The organism is Salidesulfovibrio onnuriiensis (genome assembly GCF_008001235.1).
GTDB lineage: Bacteria > Desulfobacterota > Desulfovibrionia > Desulfovibrionales > Desulfovibrionaceae > Pseudodesulfovibrio > Pseudodesulfovibrio onnuriiensis.
In genome coordinates this window covers 401,712-425,405 of record NZ_CP040751.1, presented here as the reverse complement: position 1 = coordinate 425,405, position 23,694 = coordinate 401,712, and the positions used below count along the sequence as shown (strand labels likewise).

Sequence of the window (23,694 nt, the reverse complement as noted above, 5' to 3'; positions counted from 1 at the left end):
GGCAAGCCGCTCAGGCGGCGACCCGGTCGAAAAGCGCCTGGCGCACCGATTCGATCCGTTCGGAATCGGTGAGCTTCATGCCCTCGCGGTCCAGCACGTGAAAGACGTCCGCGGCCTGGCCGCCGATGGTGGTGATGCGGGCCAGCTCCACGCTCAGGCCCTGGCGGTTCAGGGTCAGGGCCAGGTCGTGCAGCAGTCCCTGGCGGTCGGGCGCGGCCACCTCGATGACCGTGTGAAAATCGCTGGAGCGGTTTTCGATGTTCACGGAAGGCGGCAGCTTGGGTGCGGAACGCCTGGGGGCCAGCAGGGAGTTGCGCTTGTCCTCCAGCCGGGATTCGATGTCCAGCTTGCCGGTGAGGGCGTACATGATGCTGCGCCGCACCCGGGCCCAGACCTCGTCCAGCACGAGAGCGCCCTCGGGCTCGGCCACGGTGAACACGTCCATGGCGATGCCGTCGGCCCAGGTGAAGATGTCCGCGGAAAGGATGTCCAGGTTGTGCAGTGCCAGGGCCCCGGCCAGGGTGGCGAACAGACCGGGCCGGTCCAGGGCGGCGATGGTGACCTCGAAGCACCCCCCGGCCTTTGCCGGGCGCGCGTCCAGCACGTTGACCCCCTTGCCGCCCATGGGGCTGGGCTTGCGCATGCGGTCCTCGCGCACGGCTGCCAGCAGCTCGGCGCACAGGTCCATGTGCCGCACCAGGGTCTCCGCATCCAGGGCGAACAGGGCGCGCGGGGGCATGGCCTCCAGCGTGCGCTCCACCCAAGGCGCGGGATGCCTGCCGTCGGTCAGTTCCCGGACCCGGTCCCAGGTGTTCATGAGCTTTTCGGCCCTGAGGGGCTCGGCCAGCTCGCCATGGGTCATGTATGAGCGGGCCTTGGCATAGAGCTCGGAAAAGAGCGAAGCGGTCCAGTTGTTCCAGGCGCGCGGCCCCGTGGCCCTGCTGTCGGCAACGGAAAGCAGGTAGAGCATGTCCAGCCGGTTCGTGCTCCCGGCCCTGGCCGCCACGCGGGCAATGACGTTTTCGTCGCTCAGGTCCCGGCGGGTGGCCGTCTCCGGGATGAGCAGGTGGTGACGCACCAGGAAGGCAACCTCCCGGATTTCGTCCTCGGGGCGGTTGAAGCGGCCCAGCACGGATTCGGCCAGTTCCGCGCCCGCCGCGCAGTGGTCGTTCTCCAGCTTGCCCAGGTCGTGGAAAAAGGCGGCCAGGACCAGCCGTTGCGGATGCTCGAGCATCCGGGCCATATCCCCGGCCCATCCGTCTTCGTCCCCTTCCCCGCCCTTTTCAAGAAGTCCGGCGATCATGGCGATGCATTCCAGGGTGTGCCGTCCCACGGGGTGCACGTGAAAGTCGTTGAACTGCACCAGATGGCGCACCTGTCCGAACTCCGGGATGATGGCCGCCAGCAGCCCGGTCTGGGCCAGTCCGCGCGAGGCTGCGGCCCCGTGCCCGGCCATGAAGATATCCAGCAGCATGTCCAGGGCCTCGGGCCTGTCCGCCAGCTCCGCGCCGAAGCGGTCCCTGTTTTCGGCGACGAACCGGCGGGCCTGCCAGGACAGGGGCACGCCCTGGCGCGCCCAGCGCAGGAATATGCCCAGCACATGCTCGGCCCGCACCCTGTCCGGCCGGATGAAACGCAGGCCCGAGGCCCCGCATTCCACATTGGTGGCCGGGTCGTTGTCATGGTGCGCCACGGTTTTGGAATCCGGGTAGACCTCCCGGAAGAGCGCCTCGCGCATGGCCAGGATGCGGTTCATGGCCCGGTGCAGGCGGGAAAGAAAGAACTCCACGGCCCGTCCGGCGCTTTCCGGAGAGTGTTCGGAAGGCAGGAAGCCAAGTGTTTCGGCTATATTCGGCTGAAGGTCGAAAACGAGTCTGTCCATCTTGCGTCGGGCCTGGAGATGCAGGGCCGTGCGCACGCGGAGCAGGAAGCGGACGTCCTCGCGCAGCCTGGCCAGCTCATGGGGCAGGAACGGGGAGGTCCCTGTCCGGCCCTGCACGGCGGAAAGCCACATGACCTGGTGCGCGTCGCGCAGGCCCCCCAGGCCGTTTTTCAGCTCGGGTTCCAGCAGGCCGCCGGAATCGCCGTACCGCGCCTCGCGCTCCAGGTTGTGCCCCCTGAGCCAGGCGGCAAAGGAGCCCGTGTGCCTGTGCAGCACCTTGTCCCGGAACGTTTTGGTAAAGGTCCCGAGCACGGCGGCGTCCCCGGCCAGGGGGCGGGCGTCCAGCAGGGAGGACAGCACCTTGCCGTCCTCGCGGGACAGGGACACGCAGTCCGCCACGGTGCGCACCCCGTGGCCCACGTCCAGGCGCAGGTCCCAGAGGGGGTAGACGATGTCGCGGATGAAATCCCTGGCCTGTTCGGGGATCCTGCTTTCGAAGAGCAGCAGCAGGTCGATGTCGGAACCCGGGCAGAGTTCGCTCCGGCCATAGCCGCCCACGGCGGCCAGCACATAGGGAACGCCCTCCAGGTCGTGGCCGTGCCCCAGCTCCCCGAGGCGGTCGGTGAAATAGACGTCCGTGGCGTGCGCCAGGGCGCCGGGCAATCCCTGCAACCCGCCTGCGCGGCGGCCGTCCAGCAGTCTCTTGCGGGCCCGGGCGTATGTCTGTGTGGCGTTTGCCGCCGTTGCAGGGCCGTTCATTTTCATTCCCTCCCGCCCCCTTGGGCGGGCCGCCGTGTGAGGGCTGCGGCCCGCCCGGAGAGTGGGGTTTCGGATGGACGGTGGGGGTGTCCTGCCGATTCCATGGGGTTCGCAACCGGTGGGGGATGGCTGCGAAATATGGTCGAGGCCCGGGAAGGCCGCACGCCCCAGTGGCGGCTGGGAAGCGGCCTTCCCCCGGGGCCTAGATCGCTTCGTCTCCGGTTTCGCCGGTGCGGATGCGGATGACCTCGTCCACCGGGGAAACGAATATCTTGCCGTCGCCCACGTTGCCGGTGAAGGCGGCCTCCTTGGCCTCGCGCACCAGTTCGGCCACGCGCTCGTCCTCCACCACGACCTCGATCTTGATCTTGGGCACGAAATCCACCTGGTACTCCGCGCCCCGATAGACTTCCTTGTGGCCGCCCTGGCGGCCGAATCCCTTGACCTCGGTGACGGTCATGCCCGTCACGCCGAGTTCGCTCAGGGCCACCTTCACGTCGTCCAGCTTGAAGGTTCGGGTTATGATTTCTATTTTCTTCATGTTCAGACTCCTTGATTACAACTGATAACCCGTTTCGCTGTGCTGGGTCACGTCCAGACCGCGCACTTCGTCCTCTTCGGAGGGACGCATGCCGATGATGAAGTCCACGGCCTTGAAAATGACGACGGTCATGATGAAGCAGTAGCCCCAGGTGGCCACCACGGATACGAACTGGACCCAGAGCTGGTGGGCGTTGCCCATGAACAGCCCCTCGGCCCCGATGCTGGCGAACACTCCGGTGGCCAGCGCGCCGAAGGTCCCGCCCAGGCCGTGGATGCCGACCACGTCCAGGGCGTCGTCATAGCCGAACCGGTTCTTGAGCATGATGCCGCCGAAGCAGAGCACGCCCGCAATGAGGCCGATGACGATGGCCGCCATGGGGGTGACGAAACCGGCAGCCGGGGTGATGGCCACCAAGCCGGCCACGGCGCCCGAGGCCGCGCCCAGGGTGGTGGCCTTGCCGCCGTGGACCCATTCCGCGACGATCCAGCTCAGCGCCGCAGCCGCCGTGGCCATGTGCGTGGTCACGAAGGCGTTGGCAGCCAGGCCATCCGCGGCCAGGGCCGAACCGGCGTTGAAGCCGAACCAGCCGAACCACAGGATGCCCGCGCCCAGGATGGTCATGGGCAGGTTGTGTGGGATGAACGGCTCGCGGCCGTAGCCCTTGCGCTTGCCCAGCAGCAGGGCGCAGGCCAGGGCGGCCGCCCCCGAGCTCATGTGCACCACGGCCCCGCCCGCGAAGTCGAGCGCGCCCATTTCGCCCATCCAGCCGCCGCCCCAGACCCAGTGGCACATGGGGGCGTAGACCAGCAGCAGCCAGATCGCGGAAAAGACCATGAAGCCCGAGAACTTCATGCGTTCGGCAAAGGCGCCGGAAATGAGCGCCGGGGTGATGACCGCGAACATGCACTGGAAGATCATGAACGTCAGGTGCGGCAGGTTGTCCGCCGGGGAGCCCTCGACGCCCATGCCCACGCCCTTGAGAAAGGCGAAGTCCATGCCGCCGATAAGGCCGCCGATGTCGCTGCCGAAGGAAAGGGAATACCCGACCACGGCCCACAGGACCGAGGCCAGGCCCAGCATCATGAAGCTGTGCATGACGGTGGACAGGACGTTCTTGTTTCTGACAAGACCGCCGTAGAAGAGCGCCAAGCCGGGGGTCATGAACATGACCAGGGCCGCGCAGATGAGAATGAAAGCGTTATCTACTGGATTCATTTGCAACCTCCGAAAACGCCAAATGCAAACCTGATGCCATTCTATTTCGATTGATATTCCTTGATTTTTACATTTTAAGCAGTATTGAAATTAACAATCTTGCCAATTTTTTCTTGTTATATACGATTTTGTCAATTTTGATATGAGCCAATGCGCCGAAGGCACGAGGCGGATTCCCCCTCTTGCGGGGGGCGGGCAAAAGCCTCATGATAGAACAATAACCCGCAACCGGCCCGAGAAGCATGAAAATCGCCTATTGCCTGCCCTTCAAGCCCCTGGACAACCCGCGCCCGTCCGGGGACGTGACCATTGCCGCGGACCTCAAGGCCGCCCTGGAGGACCTGGGGCACGAGGTGGACGTGTTGCCGCACTTCCCGGCCAAGTGGATCTACTGGCGGCCCTGGCGCTGGCGCGCCGCGTTCAGGGCCCTGGACCGGATGGTCGAGCGGGCGAAAAACGCGGACTGCGTGCTGACCTACAGCTCCTACTACAAGGTGCCGGACGTGTTCGGCCCGGCCATTGCCCGGCAGCTCGGCCTTCCCTATTTCCTGTTTTCGGCCTCCTACGCCCCGAAGCGGGCCCGGGCGGTGAGGACCCTGGCCGGGCACTGGCTCAACCGCCGCGCCATGTTGGCGGCCGACCATGTCTTCTGCAACAAGCTCCCCTATTTCGAGACCGCCGGCTGGCTGCTGCCCCCGGGAAAATACAGCATGGTCAGGCCCGGGTTCCGGCCCGGGGAATTCATGCGCGACGAGCAGGGCCGCGAGCAACTGCGCCGGGCATGGGGCGCGCGGGACAGGGTCGTCATCTGCACGGCGGCCATGATGCGGGCCGGGGTCAAGGCCGAGGGATTGCGCTGGACCATGGACGCCTGCGCCGAGATCCAACGGCGGGGCCGGGATGTTTTACTGGTCATCGCCGGGGACGGGCCGCTGCGCCCCGACCTGGAAACCCGCGCCAGGGAGCAGCTTAGCGATGCGGTCCTTTTCCTGGGAGCCGTGCCGCGCGAGGACATGACCAGGTTCTACAGCGCCGGCGACGTGTTCGCCTTTCCGGGCCTGGAGGAGAGCATCGGCATGGTCTACCTGGAGGCCCAGTCCTGCGGGGTGCCCGTCGTGGCCACCAACGACGAGGGCGCGCCCCAGGTCGTCAGGCATGAGCACTCCGGTCTTATTTCCCCCAACACGCCCCAGGATTTCACCGAGGCCCTGGACCGGATTGTGGCCGACGGCGGCCTGCGCACCCGGCTGGGCTCCCAGGCCGCCGAATACGTGCGCGAGGAGCACGACCTGCGGATCACCTGCAAGCCCGTGGAACACATCATGACTAAAATCGTGTATAATGGATGACCATGGAAACACACTTCATTCTCATGCGCCATGCCCGCACCGAGTGGAACCAGCAGCGCCGCATCCAGGGCCAGACCGACACCCCGCTCGCCCTGGAGGGCATCGACATGGCCCGGAACTGGGGGGCTTCCCCGGAACTGCGCGACATCGACCTGATCCTGACCAGCGATATGCTACGGGCCAGACAGACCTCCGAACTGGTCAACGAACGCCTGGACGTGCCCGTGCTGGAGGACGCGCGCCTGCGCGAGCAGCACTGGGGCGACTGGACCGGACTGTATGTGGCGGACCTGCGGGCCATGCGCGACACGGTGCGCGCCCTGGAGAACCAGGGGTACGGGTTCAGGCCGCCCAACGGCGAGGACCGGCAGCAGGTCTTTGATCGGGCGGCCGAGGCCCTGCACGACGCCGCGAAAGCCCATGCGGGCAAGCGCATCCTGGTGACAACCCATAACGGCGTGCTGCGCGTGCTGGCCTACAAGCTCCTGGGCATGGACTTCATTCCGGACGAGAAACGGCCCATCAGCAAGGACTACCGGCTGCACCATCTGGTCTGCGCGGACGGGGAACTGGCCGTGCGCCAACTGAACCTGGAATTCTGACATGAAAATCGTCTTCTACAGCCAGCACGTGCTCGGCGTGGGCCATCTGTTCCGCAGTCTGGAGATCGTCCGGGCGCTCAGGGGCCATGAGGTCGTTTTTGTCACGGGCGGGGCCGAGGTGGACCTGGACCTGCCGGACCACGCCACCCGCTACCGGCTGCCCGGCCTGATGATGGACGAGGAGTTCAGCCGGTTCATCCCGGTGGAGCCGGGGGCGGACGTGGACGAGGTCCTGGCGCGCCGCAAGGGGTTGTTCCTGGAGCTCATGGAGCGCGAGCGGCCCGATATTTTTCTGGTGGAGCTTTTCCCGTTCGGCCGCAACAAGTTCAAGTTCGAGCTATTGCCCATCCTGGAAAACGTGCGGGCGGGAAAATACGGCGCGTGCAAGAGCGTGTGCAGCCTGCGCGACATCCTGGTGGAAAAGCCGAATCAGGCCAGGTTCGAGACCCGGGTGCTGGGGACGCTCAATCCGCTGTTCCACGCCCTGCTGGTGCATGCCGACCCAGGGCTGGTCAGGCTCGAGGAAACCTTTCCCGCGGCCGGGGACATAACCATTCCCGTCCACTACACCGGGTATGTGGCCCCCCGGTCCGACCCGGAGCAGGGCAGGGCGCTGGCGCGGGAACTGGGACTGGGGGATGCGCCCCTGGTGGTGGCCAGCGCGGGTGGAGGCAGCGTGGGCCAGGAACTGCTGCACGCGACCCTGGAGGCCTCGCGCCGCATCGGCCGGGAGTACCCGCACCGGCTCTGCCTGTTCACCGGGCCCTATGCCCCGGAAACGGATTATGCGGCCCTGCGCGCCAAGGCGGAAGGCATGGACCGGGCCATGGTGGAACGGTTCACGGACCGCTTTCCCGCATACATCGCAGCGGCCGCCCTGTCCGTGAGCCTGGCCGGGTACAACACGACCATGAACCTGCTGGCCGCCTCCACCTTTGGGCTGGTCATGCCCTTTGACCAGAACCGCGAGCAGCGCATGCGCGCCGAACGCCTGGAGAAGATGGGCCTGCTGACCGTGCTCGATCCCGGCAATCTCAACCCGGACGTCGTGGCGCAAAAGATGATCGCCGGGCTGGGCCGGGGGCCGACAGGCAAATCCATCGACTTGGACGGCGCGGCCAACACCGCCCGGCTTCTTCGGACAATCATTTCATAGCCATTTCTTCCGGCCCCGAAAGGGGCCTTTTCTTTTCCCTCCACCCCATGTCTATTTATTAGTAATGATAATTTTTATTGATTTTAGATCAGAAAGACGTATTCTACCCGGGAAATTGAGTTTTCGGCTGGCGCAAAAACTGAAATTCAGGCATATAGAGACAAAAATATTTTCAAGGGGGATTGTATGGACGCGTTGATGCTCTCGAGGCTGCAATTCGCTGCGGCCACGGCCTTCCACTTCATCTTCGTCCCGCTCACGCTCGGCCTTTCCGTGCTCATCGCCTGCATGGAAACGGCCTTTGTGCGCACGGGCAAGGAAGTGTACCGGCGTATGGCCCAGTTCTGGGGAAAGCTCTTTCTGGTCAACTTCGCCCTGGGCGTGGTCACCGGCATCACCCTGGAGTTCCAGTTCGGCACCAACTGGGCGGGCTACTCCGCCTACGTGGGGGACATCTTCGGCTCCCTGCTGGCCATCGAGGCCACGGCGGCCTTCTTTCTTGAATCCACTTTCATCGGCGTTTGGCACTTCGGCTGGAACCGCCTTTCGCCCCGGGCGCACATGATCGCGGCCTGGTGTGTGGCGGGCGCATCCAACCTGTCCGCCGTGTGGATCATCATCGCCAACGGTTTCATGCAGAACCCGCTGGGCTACGTGCTGCGCAACGGCCGCGCCGAGCTGGACGACTTCATGGCCGTGGTCACCAACCCCTTTGCCTGGCAGCAGTTCATGCACACCATCCTCGGCGGCTTCTGTGTGGCGGCCTTCTTTGTCCTGGGCATCTCGGCCTGGCACCTGTACCGCAAGAGCGAGGCCGACTTCTTTGGCCGCTCCTTCCGCCTGGGGGCCACCCTGGCCGTGGTCGCCTCGGTGCTCATCGCCACCCAGGGGCACTGGCACGGCAACCACGTGGCCGAGCTGCAGCCCGCCAAGCTGGCGGCCATGGAATCGCACTGGGAGACCCAGAAGGGCGCGCCCATGTACCTGCTCCAGATCCCGGGCGAGGACGGCAACAAGCTCGAGGCCCTGCCCATTCCCGGCCTGCTGAGCCTGCTGGCCTTCAACGATCCGGGCGCGGAGGTCGTGGGCCTCAACGACATCCCCGAGGACCAGCGTCCGCCCGTGGTCATCACCTTCCTGTCCTTCCGGGGCATGGTGGGCATCGGCACGGTCATGATCCTGCTGGCCGGATTCGCCTGGCTCAGGCGCAACAATATTGAAAACTACCCGTGGTTCCTCAAGATCCTGCCCTTTGCCATTCCCCTGCCGTACCTGGCCATGCAGTTCGGCTGGGCCGTGGCCGAGGTGGGCCGACAGCCCTGGATCGTCTACGGCCTCATGAAGACCTCCCAGGCCGTGTCCAGGGTGACCGCCGGGCAGGTGGCTTTTTCCCTGATCGTCATGAGCGCCCTGTACACGCTGCTGGGCATCGCGGGCATCTGGCTCATGGTGCGCATCGCCAAGCAGGGCCCGGTGGAAGGCCACTAACCACAGGACGTAAAGGAGAAGACAATGGAATCCACTCACATGATTTTGGCGACCGTCTGGTTCCTGCTCTGGGGCGTCCTCTGGGCAGTCTATTTCATCCTCGACGGTTTCGACCTCGGGGTCGGAACGCTCATGCCCTTCCTGGCCAAGAACGAGGCCGACAAGCGCATGATGTACAACACCACCGGTCCGTTTTGGGACGGCAACGAGGTCTGGCTCATCAGCGCGGGCGGCGTGACCTTCGCGGCCTTCCCCCTGGCCTATGCGCAGATGTTCAGCGGCCTGTATACCGCGCTCATGCTGCTGCTCTTTTCGCTCATCCTGCGCGGCGTCTCCTTTGAGCTGCGCTCCAAGGTGGACAGCGACGGCTGGAAAAAAATCTGGGACGCCTGCCAGTTCCTGGGCAGCCTGCTGCCCTCGGTGCTGCTGGGCGTGGCCTTCGCCAACATCTTCCAGGGCCTGCCCCTGGACGAAACCGGCCTGAACCAGGCCAACCTGTTCCAGCTGCTGAACCCCTACGGCCTGGCGGGCGGCGTGCTTTTCACGGCCATGTTCGTGACCCACGGGGCCCTGTGGCTGGCCATCCGCGCCACCGGTGAAATCCGCGAGCGCGGCATCAACGTGGCCACGAGGATGTGGCCCGCGCTGGTGGTGCTCACCGTGCTCTTCCTGGCCTATTCGGCCGTGGCCACCCAGCTCTTCGGCAACTACTTCAAGAACCCGCTGCTCTTCGCCGTGCTGTTCATCCCGGTGGGCGGCCTGGTGCTCATGCGGGTCTACATGGGAGCGGCCAAGTGGTGGTTCGCCTGGGGCGCTTCCTGCGCCTATATCGGCGGCACCGCGCTCTTCGGCGTCATCGGCCTGTTCCCGGCCATCATTCCCTCGAACCCCAATCCGGGCAACAGCCTGACCATCATGAATTCGGCCTCCAGCCCCCTGACGCTGAAGATCATGCTCGGCGTGGCCCTGGTTTTCGTGCCCATCGTCATCCTCTACCAGATATGGGCATACAAGACCTTTGCCCATCCGGTGAAGGATGAGGACATGTTGTACTAGCGCACCCGGTACAACAAATGGAAAAACGCCCGGTTCATCCGGGCGTTTCCTTTTTGAGAACGGCATTGAGCAGAAGAGGCGAGGCATCTACATTAGAGTAATTCATGACCCATTGTGTGGGGGCATGGCGATATTGTTTATATCGAGCACGGCTCGGCTTTGGTTGGCTTAAGCTGCTGGCGTGAACTATGGACATTTAGTTTATCGTATACGCCTATAATGAGATTGCACGAGAGCTTGTAATAGCACTTGGCTTTTTATCAGTTCAAACCGCATATGACTGGGAAGAGCCCCAAATAAGAGAGTTCCACCTCCGAGTAATATGGGAATCTGAGTCACAATCATTTCATCGACCATGTCTTCGGTTAGAAAGCTTTGAATAAGCTTGCCTCCATCTATGTAGATGTCCTTAAATCCTCGTATGTGAAGATCACGCACCACTTCCTTTATCTCGCCCGATATAATTTCCACCCTATTGGTCAATTGTTGAGGAGTGGTCTTCATTGTTGAACTCAGTATGAAAACCGGCTTTGAATACGGCCATGGGACATCAAACGCGAGGACGACTTCCAAGGTTTTTCGTCCCATGAGAATTGCATCGATACTATTCATGAATGGCACAAATCCAAGATCCTTCCCGCCCGGGTTGGGGACAGTCTCGAGAAATTCAAGTCCGCCATCACGATCTGCGATATATCCATCCAGGCTTGTGCCTACAAAAATCTTATTTGACATGGCTTCTCCCGTGTTTGTCACAACCCGTCTGAGGTTATGGGTTTTCGCTGCTGTTTTGGCATGTTGGAAAGATACCTAGGTTACAGTTTTATATGGCAAAGAAAGAGTCAGCGGATGTGTTCATTGCCTGATCTGACTGAATCACGGTCTTATTTGTATCCAAGGGGATGTGTGAAAAAACAATTGTGGTTTGTTGGTTGGTTGCCATTATGCCCTCAGGATGATGTCGTTGAGCGCGAATATGTTTGATGGCCTTTTCGTTTTGTTGTGTCGACCCTCCTTGACGGGAAAATGTCGGCTTGGTAGGTGATTTCCTCTTCAAATATAGGAGGAATTATGAGGCTGTTTTCCTGTTCATTGCTCGCGCTGCTCCTGCTCTGTCTGGGATGCGTCGCTTCCAGGCCCGCCCTTTCGCCCGATCTCCCCGGAAAAACCATCCCGGTGGACGACTCCTTCCGGGCCGAATTCCCGCAAATGGTCGTGGGCGACACCTGGGTCAGCAAGGCCTTTTCAAGGGCAAAAGGCGTGGAAACCTACACCGAATCCATCGTGAAGGTCTATCCGGACGGGGCATTTGACCTGGAGGAACGCTCGGAAGCCGGTTTCAACTATCAATATCGCTACAACAACAAATTCCAGATTGTCGGAATGCGGGACCTGAACGAAGAAAAGGACATGAGGGTGTCCGACCCCGCTCCGGTCCGGCTGAGTTTCCCCATATACGTCGGCAAGCACTGGAAGGACGCCTATGTCGGCCCGGCCACGGCCGGGGGGAACAAGTGGTACGAAAACGAATACACTGTCGCGGATTTTCAGGAGATTGATGTCGCGGGGGCCAAGTACAAGGCCTTCCGGATCGAGCGTAAGCATTGGGCGAGGTTTGAAAACTGGGTGGACCACGAAACCTTCTGGTACTGCCCCGCGGTCAAGAACATCGTCAAGTCGCGCCCCGGGTGGCGATTGGGCAAGGACGTCCTGTCCTTCTCCCCCGGAGGGCAATAGCCCGAGAAACAACGCCCGGTTCATCCGGGCGTTTCCTTTTTGGCTTCCACACCTTAATAACGTACTGGGGCTTCCCACCTCTGCGGGATGATGGTACTTTTCCGGCAAACAGGTGTACATGCGCATGCAATTCCAACCCGGGTGCCCGAAATCATGCTGGAACTGACCCGAGAGCAACTCCCTGATTTCCTTGCCGTCCTTCCGGGACCGGTCCTGGCGGCGCGCCCGGACGGCGGGGTGATCGCGGCCAACCGGCCGGGGGAACAGCTTTTTTGCACCGACCTGGAGCGGGACCAGGACATGGCCGGGCACAACCTCCTGGAGCTGGTGCGCATGCCGGGGCTGGACGCCCTGCTCAAGAGCGGGGCGGACGCGGACGGCCAGCGGGCTTCGGTCCTGACCCTTTCCGGCGCGGAAACGCCGGTGTCCCTTTCCCTGCGGACCGTTTCGGCGGCCGGGGAGCGCGTCCGGCTGGTCCGCCTTTCCCCGGAGCCGTGCGGCACCGCGCAGGCCGAGGCCCGGGTGCGGCTGGACGCCCTGCTGGAGACCCTGGGCAACATCATCCTGATCATTTCCACGGATTACACCGTGCTGGAGTTCAACAGGGAGGCCGAGACCCTGCTGGGCAAGAAACGCAGCGAGGTGGTGGGCTGCAACTACCTGGAGATCTTCATTCCGCCCGAGGAGCGCGAGGTGGTCATGGGCGACATCGACCGGGTGTTGGGCGGCGAGGCCACCCTGGATTTCGAAAACGAGGTGGTGGGCGCGGACGGCCAGGAGCGCACCATCGTCTGGAACGTGACCCGCATGCTCGGTGCGCAGCGCGAGCCCATCGGCATCGTGGCCACGGGCACGGACGTGACCAAGTGGAAGGAGGCCGAGGCGGCCATGGAGCGGCACGCCGAGGACATGCAGATGGCCAAGGACATCCAGGAGGAGAACGCCGAGCGCTTGTCCTCCCTGGTCATGGAGCTGGAAAAGGCCACCCAGGAGGCCGAACTGGCCAACTCGGCCAAGAGCGAATTCCTGGCCAAGATGAGCCATGAGATCCGCACCCCCATGAACGCCATCATCGGCATGGCCCATCTCATCCTCCAGACCGAACTCACGGCGCGCCAGACCGATTACGCCTCCAAGATCGACATTGCGGCCAAATCCCTGCTGGGCCTCATCAACGACATCCTGGACCTCTCCAAGGTGGAGGCCGGCAAGGTGGAGCTGGAACACGTGCCCTTCAACCTGCGGGACGTGCTGGCCGAGGTCTCGAGCATCGCGGCCCACAACGCCTCGCGCAAGGGGTTGGAGCTCATTGTCTGGCTCAAGGACGAAACCCCCTGCGCGCTCATCGGCGACCCCACCCGGCTCAAGCAGGTGCTCAACAACCTGACCAGCAACGCGGTTAAGTTCACGGACCAGGGCGAGGTTTCCATCGTCATCGACGTCAAGGAATCCTCCGCGGAAAAGGCCACCCTGTTCTTCGCCGTGGTGGATACGGGCATCGGGGTTCCCGAGGACAAGCTGAAAACCATTTTCGACCCCTTTACCCAGGCCGAGACCTCCACCACCCGGCGCTACGGCGGCACGGGCCTGGGCCTGAGCATCGCCAAGAATTTCGTGGAGCTCATGGACGGCAGCATCGAGGCGGAAAGCGAGCCGGGCAGGGGAACCATCTTCAGCTTCACCGCCACCTTCGGCCTGCAGCCCGTGGGTCGGGAGGAACTGCAGCCCCTGCCGGCGGAAGCCTCGGGCAAGCGGGTGCTGGTGGTGGATGACAACGCCACGGCCCGCGAGGCCATTCTCGAGATTTTGCGCGGGCTGGGCCTGGAATGCGAGGACGCCTCCGGCAGTGTCACTGCCCTGGAAATGGCGCGGGCCGCGGAAGACAAGGGGCATCCCTACGACCTGGCGCTCATTGATTACGGTATGCCCGACTTCAGCGAGCTGGAGGCAAAGATCCGCGACCGGGACGCGAGCGGGTTCCGGTTCACCCGCATCCTGCTCATGACCGACTATGCCAGCAACCTGGAAAACATCACGGAAAAGGAACAGCTTTTCGATTCCTTCGTGCTCAAGCCCCTGAACCGCTCCATCCTGTTCGACAGCATCATGCTGCTCTTCGACAGCGGCCACAAGCTTTCCCGCGACGTGACCGTTTCCGCCACCCTGGCCAACCTGCGCGGCCACAGGGTGCTGCTGGCCGAGGACAACCCCATCAACCAGCAGGTGGCCAAGGAAATCCTGGAAAGCCAGGGCATGGCCGTGGACGTGGTCGATACGGGCAGCGGGACCATCCAGACCCTGAAGGAAAAGGAATACGACGCCCTGCTTCTGGACATCCAGATGCCGGGTATGGACGGCTTCGAAGTGACCAAGGCCCTGCGCGCGGACAAGCGTTTCGCAGACCTGCCCATCATTGCCATGACCGCCCACGCCATGAGCGGGGACCGGGAAAAATGCCTGGCCGCTGGCATGAACGACTACACGCCCAAGCCCATCGAGGTGAAGCACCTGTACGAGACCCTGGCCCGCTGGCTCAATCCGCTGGACATCGACGACGAGGACTTCGCGGCAGAGCCCACCCCGGTGGAAACCTGCGAGATCGCGTCCGACGCGCTGCCGGGCATCGACTGCGAAGCCGGGCTGGATCTCCTTTCCGGCAACGAGGAACTGTACGCGCAGCTCTGGGAGGAATTCCTGGAGCGGTATGCGTCCACGGCCCACGACCTGCAGCAGTATCTGCGCGGCGGCGGCTCGGAAAAGGCCCTGCGCCTGGTGCACAGCGTCAAGGGGGCCTCCGGCAACCTCGCGGCCAAACGGCTTTCCACCCTGGCCGCCAACCTGGAGTTCGCCCTGCGCAAGGGCGATGTGGACAAGGCCCATTCCCAGGTTCCGGCATTTTCCGACGAACTGCACACCGTGCTGACCTCGGCCGCCAAGCTCGTTTCCCGGAACAAGGCCTCCGGCAAAGGCTCCGGCGCACCGGATGACGGCCTCCCGCGCGACGAACTGGCGCCCGTGCTCTACGAACTGCACCACCTGGTGACCGAACAGAGTGACGGGGCGGGCGAGGCCGCCGACGAGCTGGTGCTCATCGCCCAGGGCACCAGCCTGGAGGACGCGATCCTGATCCTCCAGGATCGCGTGCACAAGGGCGATTTCGAACTGGCCCTGGAAAGCATCGACGAGATCGTCGAGATCCTCGGGGACTGACGACGCATTGCGTCCTCGTGCCTTTTTTGGGCAGCAACCCGTTTCAACGGCGCACAACCCCGGCCATGGCCGGGGCTTGTTTTTTTGGGGGGAATGGCATCAATGCCCGTGCGCCTCGGCGTACTGGCCGGGCGTCATGCCCATGATGCGCTTGAAGGCGCGGGAAAGGTGGCTCTGGTCCGAAAAGCCGCAGGCCACGGCGACCTGGGCCGCGGGCTCGCCCGCTTCCAGGAGTTGCTTGGCGCGCCGGATGCGTCGGGCCGTCTGGTATTCGTGGGGCGGCAGCCCGGTGCGGGCCGTGAACACCCGGCTGAGATGAAACGGGCTCAGCCCTGCCGCGCGGGCCAGGTCCGCCAGGGAGACCCCTTGGGCAAAATGCTCGTCCAGGTATTCGCGCGCCCTGGCCACGGCCTCGGGCTCGTCGGGCAGGGGCGGGGTCTCCAGCCCGGCGTGCTCGCTCAGCAGCCGGGCCAGGATGTCCAGGTACAGGGCCTGCGATTCCAGGGGGTCGCCATGGCGCAGGGTGACTTCCGAGAGCCGCACGATCCGGCTGTACAGGGCCGGGTCGTGGATGACCAGGTCCCGGATCTGGGGCGGGGGGTTTGCGGGCAGGCCGATTTCGGCCAGGGCCCGGTCCAGGGCTTCGGGCCTGACGCTGAACATGACGTAGGAGCACGGCCCGTCCATGCCGCAGGCGTGCACCTGCTGCGGATTGATGGCCATGACCTGACCCGCCCGCACCGTGACTCCGGTTTCGCCCTCGCCGAAATCGCGCGCGCCCTCCAGCACTGCGCCGAAGCACAGGGAGTCGTGCGCATGGCGCGAAACGCTGCGGCTCACGCCCTCGGCGTGCACCAGGCCCACGCCGTCCAGCGCGGGCACCTGCATGTAGTGGAGTCCGTCCCTGTAGCCCCGATTCATGCCCCCGTCATACCAGAGCGGGCACGAACTTGGCGAGCAGCTTGAGGCCTTTTTCCCCGGCCGAGACCGTATGGGGGCGGCCCTGCGGCATGACCTCGCAGACGCCGGGCGCATATTCGAGGTGCGCGTCTTCCAGCTCGCAGGAGCCGTGCCCCTCCAGGACCTCGTGCAGTTCCCAGTGTCCCGGGTGGTCGTGCAGGCCGATGGCGCAGCCGGGTTCGATGCGCACCAGGTGGGCGCTGAACATGTTGTTGCTCTGGCCGCCGGTCACCACGGCCTTGAGATAGACCCCCTCGAAGGCCGGATGCCTGTTCCAGCCGTCCTCCCCCGCCGTATTGAACGAATCGAAACGCGTGATCATGTGATCCTCCTTTTTGGCCAGGATGCACCGGACGCGCCCTGGGCGATTGGACGATCTTGCTGGTTGGGAGAATTTGATGAAAGGGACGGCGGCACCGCCGCCCGGCACGGACCTCAGCCGGTCAGGATCCGTTCGCCGAGCTCCCGGACCGCTGCCTCGAAGGCCGACACCACCAGGGGGTCGTAGTGTGTGCCCGCGCAGTGGAGGATTGCGCGCACGGCCACGTCGAAACGCGCCCCCTGCCGGTAGGGGCGGTGCTGCATCCTGGCCGAAAGCGCGTCGGCCACCGTGATGATGCGCGAGCCCAGCGGGATGTCCGTGCCGGAGCGGCCATAGGGGTAGCCCGAGCCGTCGTACAGCTCATGATGGTGCAGGATGATGTCGGCCACGCCTCCGGGCGGGGAAAAGGCCTCCACGGGCCGGACGATGATGGCCCCGAGCTCCGGGTGGGTGCGGATGTGCTCCCATTCCGTGCTGGTCAGGAAGTTCGTCTTGCGCAGGATCGCGTCCGGAATGCCGATCTTACCGATGTCGTGCAGGTGCCCGGCAATGTGGATCATGCGCACGTCATGGTCGGAAAGCCCCATTTCCCGGGCAATGGCCGCCGAAACCTCGGCCACCTGCTCGGAATGGAAGCGCGTGCACGGGTCCTTGGCGTCGATGGCCTCGCCCAGGGACTCCGCGAACTGGTGCAGGGTGTCCAGGAGCTGCTCCTTGGCGCACCCTTCGCAGGTCTTGCCCGGAAGGCAGGTGCTGATGAGATCTGTTTCCAGCATGATGACGGCTCCTCTTGCTTGGCGGCATAATATGAAAACGATTTTCAATATCATGTCAAGCATAATGACGCCCTGATTGCGCAGGCGGTTACGCGCGGCCTTTGGGTAAAACAAGGCCCGGAGAACAATGCGTCCTCCGGGCCTTGTCGTTGCTTGAAGCGTTCGGCTATTCGGGATTTTGCGCGTCCACGACCTTGACGCCGAATTCCTTGATGTCGTTCATGGGCTGGTCGAAGAACACGAACATGAACGGCGTGGAGGCTCCGGGCCGCAGGAAGGTGTTGTTGGAGAGCACGCCCACTTCGGACTGGAGGCCTTCCTCGATTTCCTCGCGGGTCTGCACCTGCAGCTGGAACATGGACAGCTGGTTGCCGCAGAGCAGTGTCTGGGAGGCCACCACCTTGGTCTGGGCGTCGAAGAGCTCGGCCTGGACCTTGATGCGTTCCTTGGGGTTGGGGAACTTGTTCACGGCCGTTCCCTGGATGACGAAGAGCACGCCGACCTTTTCGTTCTTGACGTAGAACTGGCGCACGTTGTCCAGCTCGATCTTGTTGACCTTCTGCTCGGGCGATTCGCCGGGCTCCGCGTCGGGCATGTCGCCGTCGGTGAACAGGGTGCCCACCAGCGGGATGTTGCCGAGGCTGCCCGAGAGATCCAGGCCTACGAATTTCCAGACCTGGAAGTAGACGCCCGCGGCCACCAGGGCCACCAGCAGGAGAACGATGATCAGGCCGAGGCCCCTGCGCCTGGGCTTTTCGTCCAGGTTCAGGTCGTCGAACAGGTCGTCCTGTTCGTCTTCATCGTCGTCCTCTTCCTCTTCGTCGTCGAAGATGTCGCCTTCGTCTTCTTCCTCGGCTTCCTCTTCCTGGTCGTCGAACAGGCCGCCCAGGTCGCCTTCGTCTTCTTCCTCGGCTTCCTCGGGCTGCTCCTCGTCCGCGCCTTCCTCGAAGAGGTCGCCTTCGTCACCCTCGAGCACGCTGTCCTCGCCGGGCTCCTCCAGCTCTTCCTGGTCGTCGAAGAGGTCGCCGAAGTCGTCGGCGGGCGGGGCGTCCACCCCGGTGTCGGCCTCGTCTTCCGAGGGCTCCTCTATATCCAGTTCGCCGTCCTCGTCCGAAGCGGCGTCCTGGGCCAGGGCCTCGTCGAATTCCTCGTCAAAGGCGTCGCCCGCATCGGTTTCCGGGGCCGGGGCCTCGTCCTCGAGCAGGGCTTCCACTTCCTCTTCCTCGGGTTTGGGCGGCTCCACCTTGAACTGGTGGCCGCACTTGGAGCATTTGACCTTGGAACCGCCCGGGGCGATCTTGTCTTCGGGCAGATTGTATTTGGTATTGCAGTTGGAGCATGTGACAATCATTGGGCGATCTCCAGTCTTGTCCGCAGGTTATTTGCCGGGGTCGGTCACCAGCTCATAGATGGCGTCCAGTTCCCGGTAGCGCTCTGCATAGTCCAGGCCGTAGCCCACGATGAACCCTTCAGGGATCCTGAATCCGGCGAAATCGACCTCAATGTCGATTTCCCGACGTTCATTCTTATCAACAAGCGCACAGATTTTCAAACTTTTAGGACGCCGCTTCAACAAAACATGCTTGAGGAAGTCCATGGAGTGGCCCGTGTCCACGATATCCTCCACGATGAGCACGTCGCGCCCGTCGATGGGCACTTCCATGTCCTTGGAAAACAGGATGTCCTCGCCGCGGGCCGTGGCCGTGCCGTAGCTGGCCAGGCGCACGAAGTCCACTTCCAGGTCCTTGTCGATCTTGCGGATGAGGTCCGAGAAGAACAGGAATCCGCCCTTGAGTACGCAGACGCAAACCAGGGGGTTGTCGTCATCGTATGCCGCGGTGATTTCCCTGCCCAGTTCCTGGACGCGTTGCTCGATTTCCTCTGCCTTGATGAACGGTATCAGTTTGTGGGCCATAATGGTCCTGCCGGATAAGGGTTAGAGTTGAATGGTCATGGCCACTTCGTTGCAGTGGTCCGGAAACCGGGGACAGTTGAGACAATCCGCCCAGATTTTCTGGTTCAGGTTGTCCTTTTCCGTGACCGTGTATCCCAGTTTTGCAAAAAAGTCCGGGACTTCGGTCAGGGTGAAAATCGTGTAGATGCCCAGGGTCACGCCCTCGCTCATGGCAGTTTCCACCAGCTTGCGCCCCAGGCCGGTGCCGCGCTGGGCCTTGGTCACCACCAGGGACCGGATTTCGGCCAGGTCGCTCCAGGTGATGGACAGGGCCACGCAGCCGATGACCTCCCCGTCCTCCTCGGCCACGAAAAAGTCGCGCACCTTGGAATAGAGCTGGCTGAGGGAGCGGGGCAGCACCAGGGCCTCGTGGTCCTCCTGGCGCATGAGCAGGGAATGGATGGCCTTGATGTCCTTGATCCTGGCCTTGCGGATGAGCGCCACGTCTAGTGCTCCAGGAGTTTGTCGATGATGGAGGTCAGCATGGCGCCGGGAAAGAGGCCGGGTTTGGAAAGGGCCACTTCGCCGTCCGGTCCGTGGATGACCAGGTGCGGGATGGCCGTGACGCCGTACTTGCCGGCCAGGGCCTGGGTGCCCATGTAGACGTCGAGGCCGGGAGTTGCGTTCTGGAAGAATTTTTCCAGGTCGGCCTTGTTTTCGTCCAGGGAAACGGCCGCAATCTTCACCTTGTCGCCGTACTGGGCGGAAAGTTCCCGCAGGATGGGGATTTCCTCGCGGCAGGCCGGGCACCATGTGGTCCAGAAGCACAGGAGCACGGGCTTGCCCGCGTTTTTCGCCAGCAGGGCGTCCGCTCCGGCCATGTCCAGTTTGGCGTAGGGCGCAATATCGGCGGAGGCCTGCGGGGACGAATCATTGCAGGCCGCCACCAGCAAAACCAGGGCCGCCATGAGCATGGCGGCCTTGTATATCATCGTGTTTTTCATAGGTTCCTCGTAACGAGTTTCACCCACGATAACAGGCTTTGCGCCGGATTTGAAGCGTTTCCAGCCTTACTGGGTCAGGCGCTGGGCGATCTTGACCGCCTCCACCGCGTCCGTGGACCAGCCGTCCGCGCCGATGGCCGTGCAGAACTTCTCGGTGACCACGGCGCCGCCGATCATGACCTTGGCGTCCATGCCCCGGTCCCTGACCATCTGCACGGTGTCTTCCATGCGCACCATGGTGGTGGTCATGAGCGCGGAAAGGCCGATGACCCTGGCGTTGTGTTCCTGGGCCGCGTCCACGATCTTTTCGGCGGGCACGTCCTTGCCCAGGTCGATGACCTCGAAGCCGTGGTTCTTGAGCATCAGGCAGACGATGTTCTTGCCGATGTCGTGGATGTCGCCTTCCACCGTGGCCATGATCACGACGGGCTTGGAACCGCCGCCGCCCGCCGCGTCCAGCAGGGGCTGGAGCCGGGTGAAGGCGGTCTGCATGGTCTCGGCGGAGCGCAGCAGCTGGGGCAGGAAATATTCCTTGCGCTCGTATTTCTCCCCCACTTCCAGGATGCCGGGGATCAGCCTGTCGTTGACCACGTTCATGGGCTCGGCGCCTTCGGCCAGGGCCGCTTCCACCAGGGCCACCACGTTGTCCTTGTCGCCCTTGACCACGGCGGTGAACACCGGGTCTCCCCCTTCGGTCTCCTTGCCGCCGGAGGGGGCGGACGGGGTGCCCGCCGGGGCGGGAGCGCCCGGGGTCCAGTCCGAAAACTTTTCGATGTAGCGCCCGGCCTGCGGGTCGCGGTTCAGGAGCACCTCCACGCTGTGCAGGGTTTCCTGCAGGCGCTGGGAGTTGGGGTTGGCGATGAACGAGGTCAGGCCCGAGGTCATGGCCATGGCCAGGAACGTGGAGTTCAGGAGTTCGCGCGCCGGAAGCCCGAAGGAGACGTTGGACAGGCCCACGGTGGTGGCCAGCCCCAGGTTCTCCTTGCAGTGGCGTACGGTTTCCAGGAAATGGCGCGCGGCCTCGGGCTTGGAGGATACGGTCAGGGCCAGGCAGTCCACCACGATGAGGCGGCGGGGGATGCCCAGGGATTCGGCCTGGGCAACCAGCTCCTCGATGACCGCGATGCGCTCAGCAGAGGTCACGGGCAGCTTCTTTCCCTGGATGGGCAGCAGGATGAAGGGCGCGCCGAACTTCTTGCACACCGGACCGAGCCGCTCCATCTTGCCGGGTTCGCCGGAGATGGAGTTGACCAGCGGGGAGCCCGGATAGTTCCACAGGGCCTCCTCCACGGCGTCCGAGTCGTTGGAGTCGATGGACAGCGGGCACTGGAACTCGGCCACCAGCTTCTTGACCAGCTGCGGCAGGAGTTCCCGTTCCTCCACCAGGGGCGCGCCCACGTTCACGTCCAGCACGGGAGCGCCCTGGGCGATCTGCTCGGTGGCGAAGCGGGTGGCCTCGGTGAACAGGCCGTCCTGCAGCTCGGCCGTGAGCTGCTTCTTGCCCGTGGGGTTGATGCGCTCGCCGATGATCACGCCGGGGTGGTTGAAACCCAGGGGCACGGTGAGCGAACGGGAGGTCAGCACCACCTGCGCGTCGTCGGACTTTTGCGGCCGCTTCCAGGTGCGGCCCTCGGCCAGCCTGCGCAGGGCGCGGATGTGGTCGGGGGTGGTGCCGCAGCAGCCGCCCACGAACTTGGCGTGCAGGTCGAAGAATTTGACGCTCGCCTCGGCAAAGGGCTCGGGGGTGAGCCGGAAGACCGTGTTGCCGTCGTCGTCCAGTTCGGGCAGGCCCGCATTGGCCTGGGCCACCACCGGGGTCTCCAGCCGGGAGGACCAGGCGGCCAGGGTGTCGCGCATCTGCTCGGGACCGGCCGAGCAGTTGGTGCCGATGAGCTCCACGCCCAGGTTCTGCATGGTGTCCACGAAGGTCAGGGGGCTGGTGCCGGTGAGGCAGGCGTTGCCCTCGAAGGTCATGGACACGCCCACGGGCAGGTCGCAGACCTCGCGTGCGGCGATGACCACGGCCTTGGCCTCGGCCAGGTCGAAATGGGTTTCGGCCATGATCAGGTCCGCGCCGCCCGCCACCAGGCCCCGGATCTGTTCCTTGAAGATGGCCACCAGTTCCCGGAAGGTCAGTTCGCCCAGGGGTTCGCAGAACTTGCCCGTGGGGCCCACGGAACCGGCGATGAAGGCGCGGCCGTCGGCCACCTCGCGGGCCATGGAGGCCATGGTCCGGTTCAGCTCGAAGACGTCCGCGTCCAGGCCCAGCTTGGGGCCGGACCCGCCGAAGGTGTTGGTGGTGAGGACGTTGGCCCCGGCCTCCACGTAGTCGCGGTAGGCCGAACGGATGACGTCGGGCTCGCGCATGCCCCAGACTTCCGGGGAAAGGCCGGGCGGCAGGCCTCGGCCCATGAGCAGGCTGCCGTAGCCGCCGTCGTAGAAATAGACCTTGTCGTCACTAAGTATCTTCCTGAAATCAGACACGTTTTCCTCCGGTTCCCATATGTGAGCCGCGCCCTGGTGGTCGGGCAGGGTGAATATTTCAATATCAAGATGTCCTGATATAGTCGCGGACCGAAGAAAAATCAAGCCCTTTGGCCCAACGACACGGAATCGGGCCTACCGAAAAACATTGAAAAGGACAAATAAAAACTATAGTACTTGTATCTTGATTCCCAGCGAAATAATAGACGGCGCATGGCGCGCCATTCATATAGCTGCCTAGACATGAAATCCAAAGATACACAAGCGTCCGAAAACGACGCCATCATACCCGAAATCGTGGAAGAGGATCTCGAGGTATCCAAGGAGCTTGCGGAAAAGCCCGCAAACACCCTCCCGGCCACCTTCTCGGCCAAGGGCAAGGAAGTGGGGATCCGCGACCCGCTCCAGCTCTACCTCAAGGAAATCTCCCGTTTTCCCATGCTCGACCCCGACGAGGAATACGCCCTGGCCGTGCGGGTGCGCGACGAGAACGACCAGGACGCGGCCTTCCGGCTGGTGTCCTCGCACCTGCGCCTGGTGGTCAAGATCGCCATGGATTTCCAGCGCCGCTGGATGCAGAACGCCTTGGACCTGATCCAGGAGGGCAACGTGGGCCTCATGAAGGCCGTGCAGAAGTTCGACCCGGAAAAGGGCATCAAGTTCTCCTACTATGCGGCCTTCTGGGTCAAGGCGTACATCCTCAAGTTCATCATGGACAACTGGCGGCTGGTGAAGATCGGCACCACCCAGACCCAGCGCAAGCTTTTCTACAACCTGAACAAGGAACGCCAGCGGCTCATGACCCTGGGCTTCGACCCCACCACCGAGGTGCTCTCCGAGAACCTCAACGTGTCCGAGGCCGATATCGAGGAAATGGACCTGCGCCTGTCCAAGAACGACATGTCCCTGAACCAGCCCCTGGGCGAGGATTCGGACACCACGCGCATGGACTTCCTGCCCGCTCTGGACCCCGGGGTGGAGGAGAAGCTGGCCAACGACGAGATCACGGGCATGCTCCTGGAAAACCTGCGCCGCATCGAGCCGCTTCTGAACGACAAGGAACAGGCCATTCTCAACGAGCGCCTGCTTTCCGAGGATCCCGTCACCCTGCGGGAGATCGGCGAGCGCTTCGGGGTCACCCGCGAGCGGGTGCGCCAGATCGAGGCCCGGCTGCTCAAGAAGATTCGCGAGCACCTGGCCGAAAAGGTCAAGGACTTCTCCCGGGACTGGATCGAGGAAGAGGCATAGCCCGCACC

Annotated in this window: 20 protein-coding genes; 8 read left to right on the top strand and 12 right to left on the bottom strand. The window is 63.5% G+C overall.

The window, feature by feature from the left end; all coding sequences use genetic code 11:
- Window positions 1-10: 10 nt before the first annotated feature.
- The 3 genes from glnD to FGL65_RS01925 all read right to left on the bottom strand — a co-directional run bounded on the left by glnD (window position 11) and on the right by FGL65_RS01925 (window position 4,400).
- Entirely contained in the window at window positions 11-2,641 is a 2,631-nt protein-coding gene (gene glnD / locus FGL65_RS01935) for a [protein-PII] uridylyltransferase (RefSeq protein ID WP_187170496.1), read from the bottom strand.
- A gap of 202 nt (window positions 2,642-2,843) precedes the next feature.
- Complete coding sequence (locus tag FGL65_RS01930; RefSeq protein ID WP_147819363.1) at window positions 2,844-3,182, bottom strand: P-II family nitrogen regulator; 339 nt, start codon at window positions 3,180-3,182, stop codon at window positions 2,844-2,846.
- Between the two features lie 15 nt (window positions 3,183-3,197).
- Window positions 3,198-4,400, bottom strand: coding sequence for an ammonium transporter (locus tag FGL65_RS01925; RefSeq protein ID WP_147819361.1), 1,203 nt, complete (start codon window positions 4,398-4,400; stop codon window positions 3,198-3,200).
- A 242-nt stretch (window positions 4,401-4,642) separates the two neighbouring features.
- Here FGL65_RS01925 and FGL65_RS01920 point away from each other — a divergent pair, with 242 nt between their 5' ends.
- The 5 genes from FGL65_RS01920 to cydB all read left to right on the top strand — a co-directional run bounded on the left by FGL65_RS01920 (window position 4,643) and on the right by cydB (window position 10,051).
- Window positions 4,643-5,749, top strand: a complete 1,107-nt coding sequence (locus tag FGL65_RS01920; RefSeq protein ID WP_147819359.1) for a glycosyltransferase family 4 protein — start codon at window positions 4,643-4,645, stop codon at window positions 5,747-5,749.
- Between the two features lie 2 nt (window positions 5,750-5,751).
- Entirely contained in the window at window positions 5,752-6,351 is a 600-nt protein-coding gene (locus tag FGL65_RS01915) for a histidine phosphatase family protein (RefSeq protein ID WP_147819357.1), read from the top strand.
- A 1-nt stretch (window position 6,352) separates the two neighbouring features.
- A complete protein-coding gene (locus tag FGL65_RS01910; RefSeq protein ID WP_147819355.1) occupies window positions 6,353-7,507 on the top strand; it encodes a glycosyltransferase family protein in 1,155 nt (384 codons plus the stop codon).
- 186 nt (window positions 7,508-7,693) lie between these two features.
- Window positions 7,694-8,995, top strand: a complete 1,302-nt coding sequence (locus FGL65_RS01905) for a cytochrome ubiquinol oxidase subunit I (RefSeq protein WP_147819353.1) — start codon at window positions 7,694-7,696, stop codon at window positions 8,993-8,995.
- A gap of 24 nt (window positions 8,996-9,019) precedes the next feature.
- Complete coding sequence (gene cydB, locus FGL65_RS01900) at window positions 9,020-10,051, top strand: cytochrome d ubiquinol oxidase subunit II (RefSeq protein WP_250645546.1); 1,032 nt, start codon at window positions 9,020-9,022, stop codon at window positions 10,049-10,051.
- A 201-nt stretch (window positions 10,052-10,252) separates the two neighbouring features.
- Here the strand turns inward: cydB and FGL65_RS01895 are convergent, their stop codons facing one another.
- Window positions 10,253-10,786, bottom strand: coding sequence for a dihydrofolate reductase family protein (locus tag FGL65_RS01895; RefSeq protein ID WP_147819351.1), 534 nt, complete (start codon window positions 10,784-10,786; stop codon window positions 10,253-10,255).
- A gap of 336 nt (window positions 10,787-11,122) precedes the next feature.
- On the opposite strand from FGL65_RS01895, the gene FGL65_RS01890 reads away from it, so the two are divergent.
- Together FGL65_RS01890 and FGL65_RS01885 are read left to right on the top strand one after the other, a co-directional pair.
- On the top strand, window positions 11,123-11,788 hold the full coding sequence (locus tag FGL65_RS01890) for a hypothetical protein (protein WP_147819349.1): 666 nt from the start codon (window positions 11,123-11,125) through the stop codon (window positions 11,786-11,788).
- Between the two features lie 153 nt (window positions 11,789-11,941).
- The gene (locus tag FGL65_RS01885) at window positions 11,942-14,998 is read left to right on the top strand and encodes a PAS domain-containing hybrid sensor histidine kinase/response regulator (protein ID WP_187170495.1); all 3,057 of its coding nucleotides are present in this window, start codon (window positions 11,942-11,944) and stop codon (window positions 14,996-14,998) included.
- A gap of 99 nt (window positions 14,999-15,097) precedes the next feature.
- Here the strand turns inward: FGL65_RS01885 and FGL65_RS01880 are convergent, their stop codons facing one another.
- The 8 genes from FGL65_RS01880 to FGL65_RS01845 form a co-directional block, all read right to left on the bottom strand.
- Complete coding sequence (locus FGL65_RS01880; RefSeq protein ID WP_187170494.1) at window positions 15,098-15,919, bottom strand: AraC family transcriptional regulator; 822 nt, start codon at window positions 15,917-15,919, stop codon at window positions 15,098-15,100.
- Between the two features lie 7 nt (window positions 15,920-15,926).
- Window positions 15,927-16,280: a cupin domain-containing protein gene (locus tag FGL65_RS01875; protein ID WP_147819343.1), complete on the bottom strand. Its 354-nt coding sequence runs from the start codon at window positions 16,278-16,280 to the stop codon at window positions 15,927-15,929.
- Between the two features lie 113 nt (window positions 16,281-16,393).
- On the bottom strand, window positions 16,394-17,056 hold the full coding sequence (locus FGL65_RS01870) for an HD-GYP domain-containing protein (RefSeq protein ID WP_147819341.1): 663 nt from the start codon (window positions 17,054-17,056) through the stop codon (window positions 16,394-16,396).
- Window positions 17,057-17,222: 166 nt separating this feature from the next.
- Window positions 17,223-18,407, bottom strand: a complete 1,185-nt coding sequence (locus FGL65_RS01865; RefSeq protein ID WP_147819339.1) for a DUF3426 domain-containing protein — start codon at window positions 18,405-18,407, stop codon at window positions 17,223-17,225.
- A 27-nt stretch (window positions 18,408-18,434) separates the two neighbouring features.
- Complete coding sequence (gene hpt, locus FGL65_RS01860; protein ID WP_147819337.1) at window positions 18,435-18,971, bottom strand: hypoxanthine phosphoribosyltransferase; 537 nt, start codon at window positions 18,969-18,971, stop codon at window positions 18,435-18,437.
- A 21-nt stretch (window positions 18,972-18,992) separates the two neighbouring features.
- Window positions 18,993-19,454, bottom strand: coding sequence for an N-acetyltransferase (locus tag FGL65_RS01855; protein ID WP_147819335.1), 462 nt, complete (start codon window positions 19,452-19,454; stop codon window positions 18,993-18,995).
- Window positions 19,455-19,456: 2 nt separating this feature from the next.
- Window positions 19,457-19,954 carry a TlpA family protein disulfide reductase gene (locus FGL65_RS01850; RefSeq protein WP_147819333.1) on the bottom strand — a complete coding sequence of 166 codons (498 nt, stop codon included), beginning with the start codon at window positions 19,952-19,954 and terminating at the stop codon, window positions 19,457-19,459.
- A 66-nt stretch (window positions 19,955-20,020) separates the two neighbouring features.
- Window positions 20,021-22,438: a homocysteine S-methyltransferase family protein gene (locus FGL65_RS01845; protein ID WP_147819331.1), complete on the bottom strand. Its 2,418-nt coding sequence runs from the start codon at window positions 22,436-22,438 to the stop codon at window positions 20,021-20,023.
- A gap of 243 nt (window positions 22,439-22,681) precedes the next feature.
- Here FGL65_RS01845 and FGL65_RS01840 point away from each other — a divergent pair, with 243 nt between their 5' ends.
- Entirely contained in the window at window positions 22,682-23,686 is a 1,005-nt protein-coding gene (locus FGL65_RS01840) for a sigma-70 family RNA polymerase sigma factor (RefSeq protein WP_147819329.1), read from the top strand.
- The last annotated feature ends 8 nt before the right edge of the window (window positions 23,687-23,694 follow it).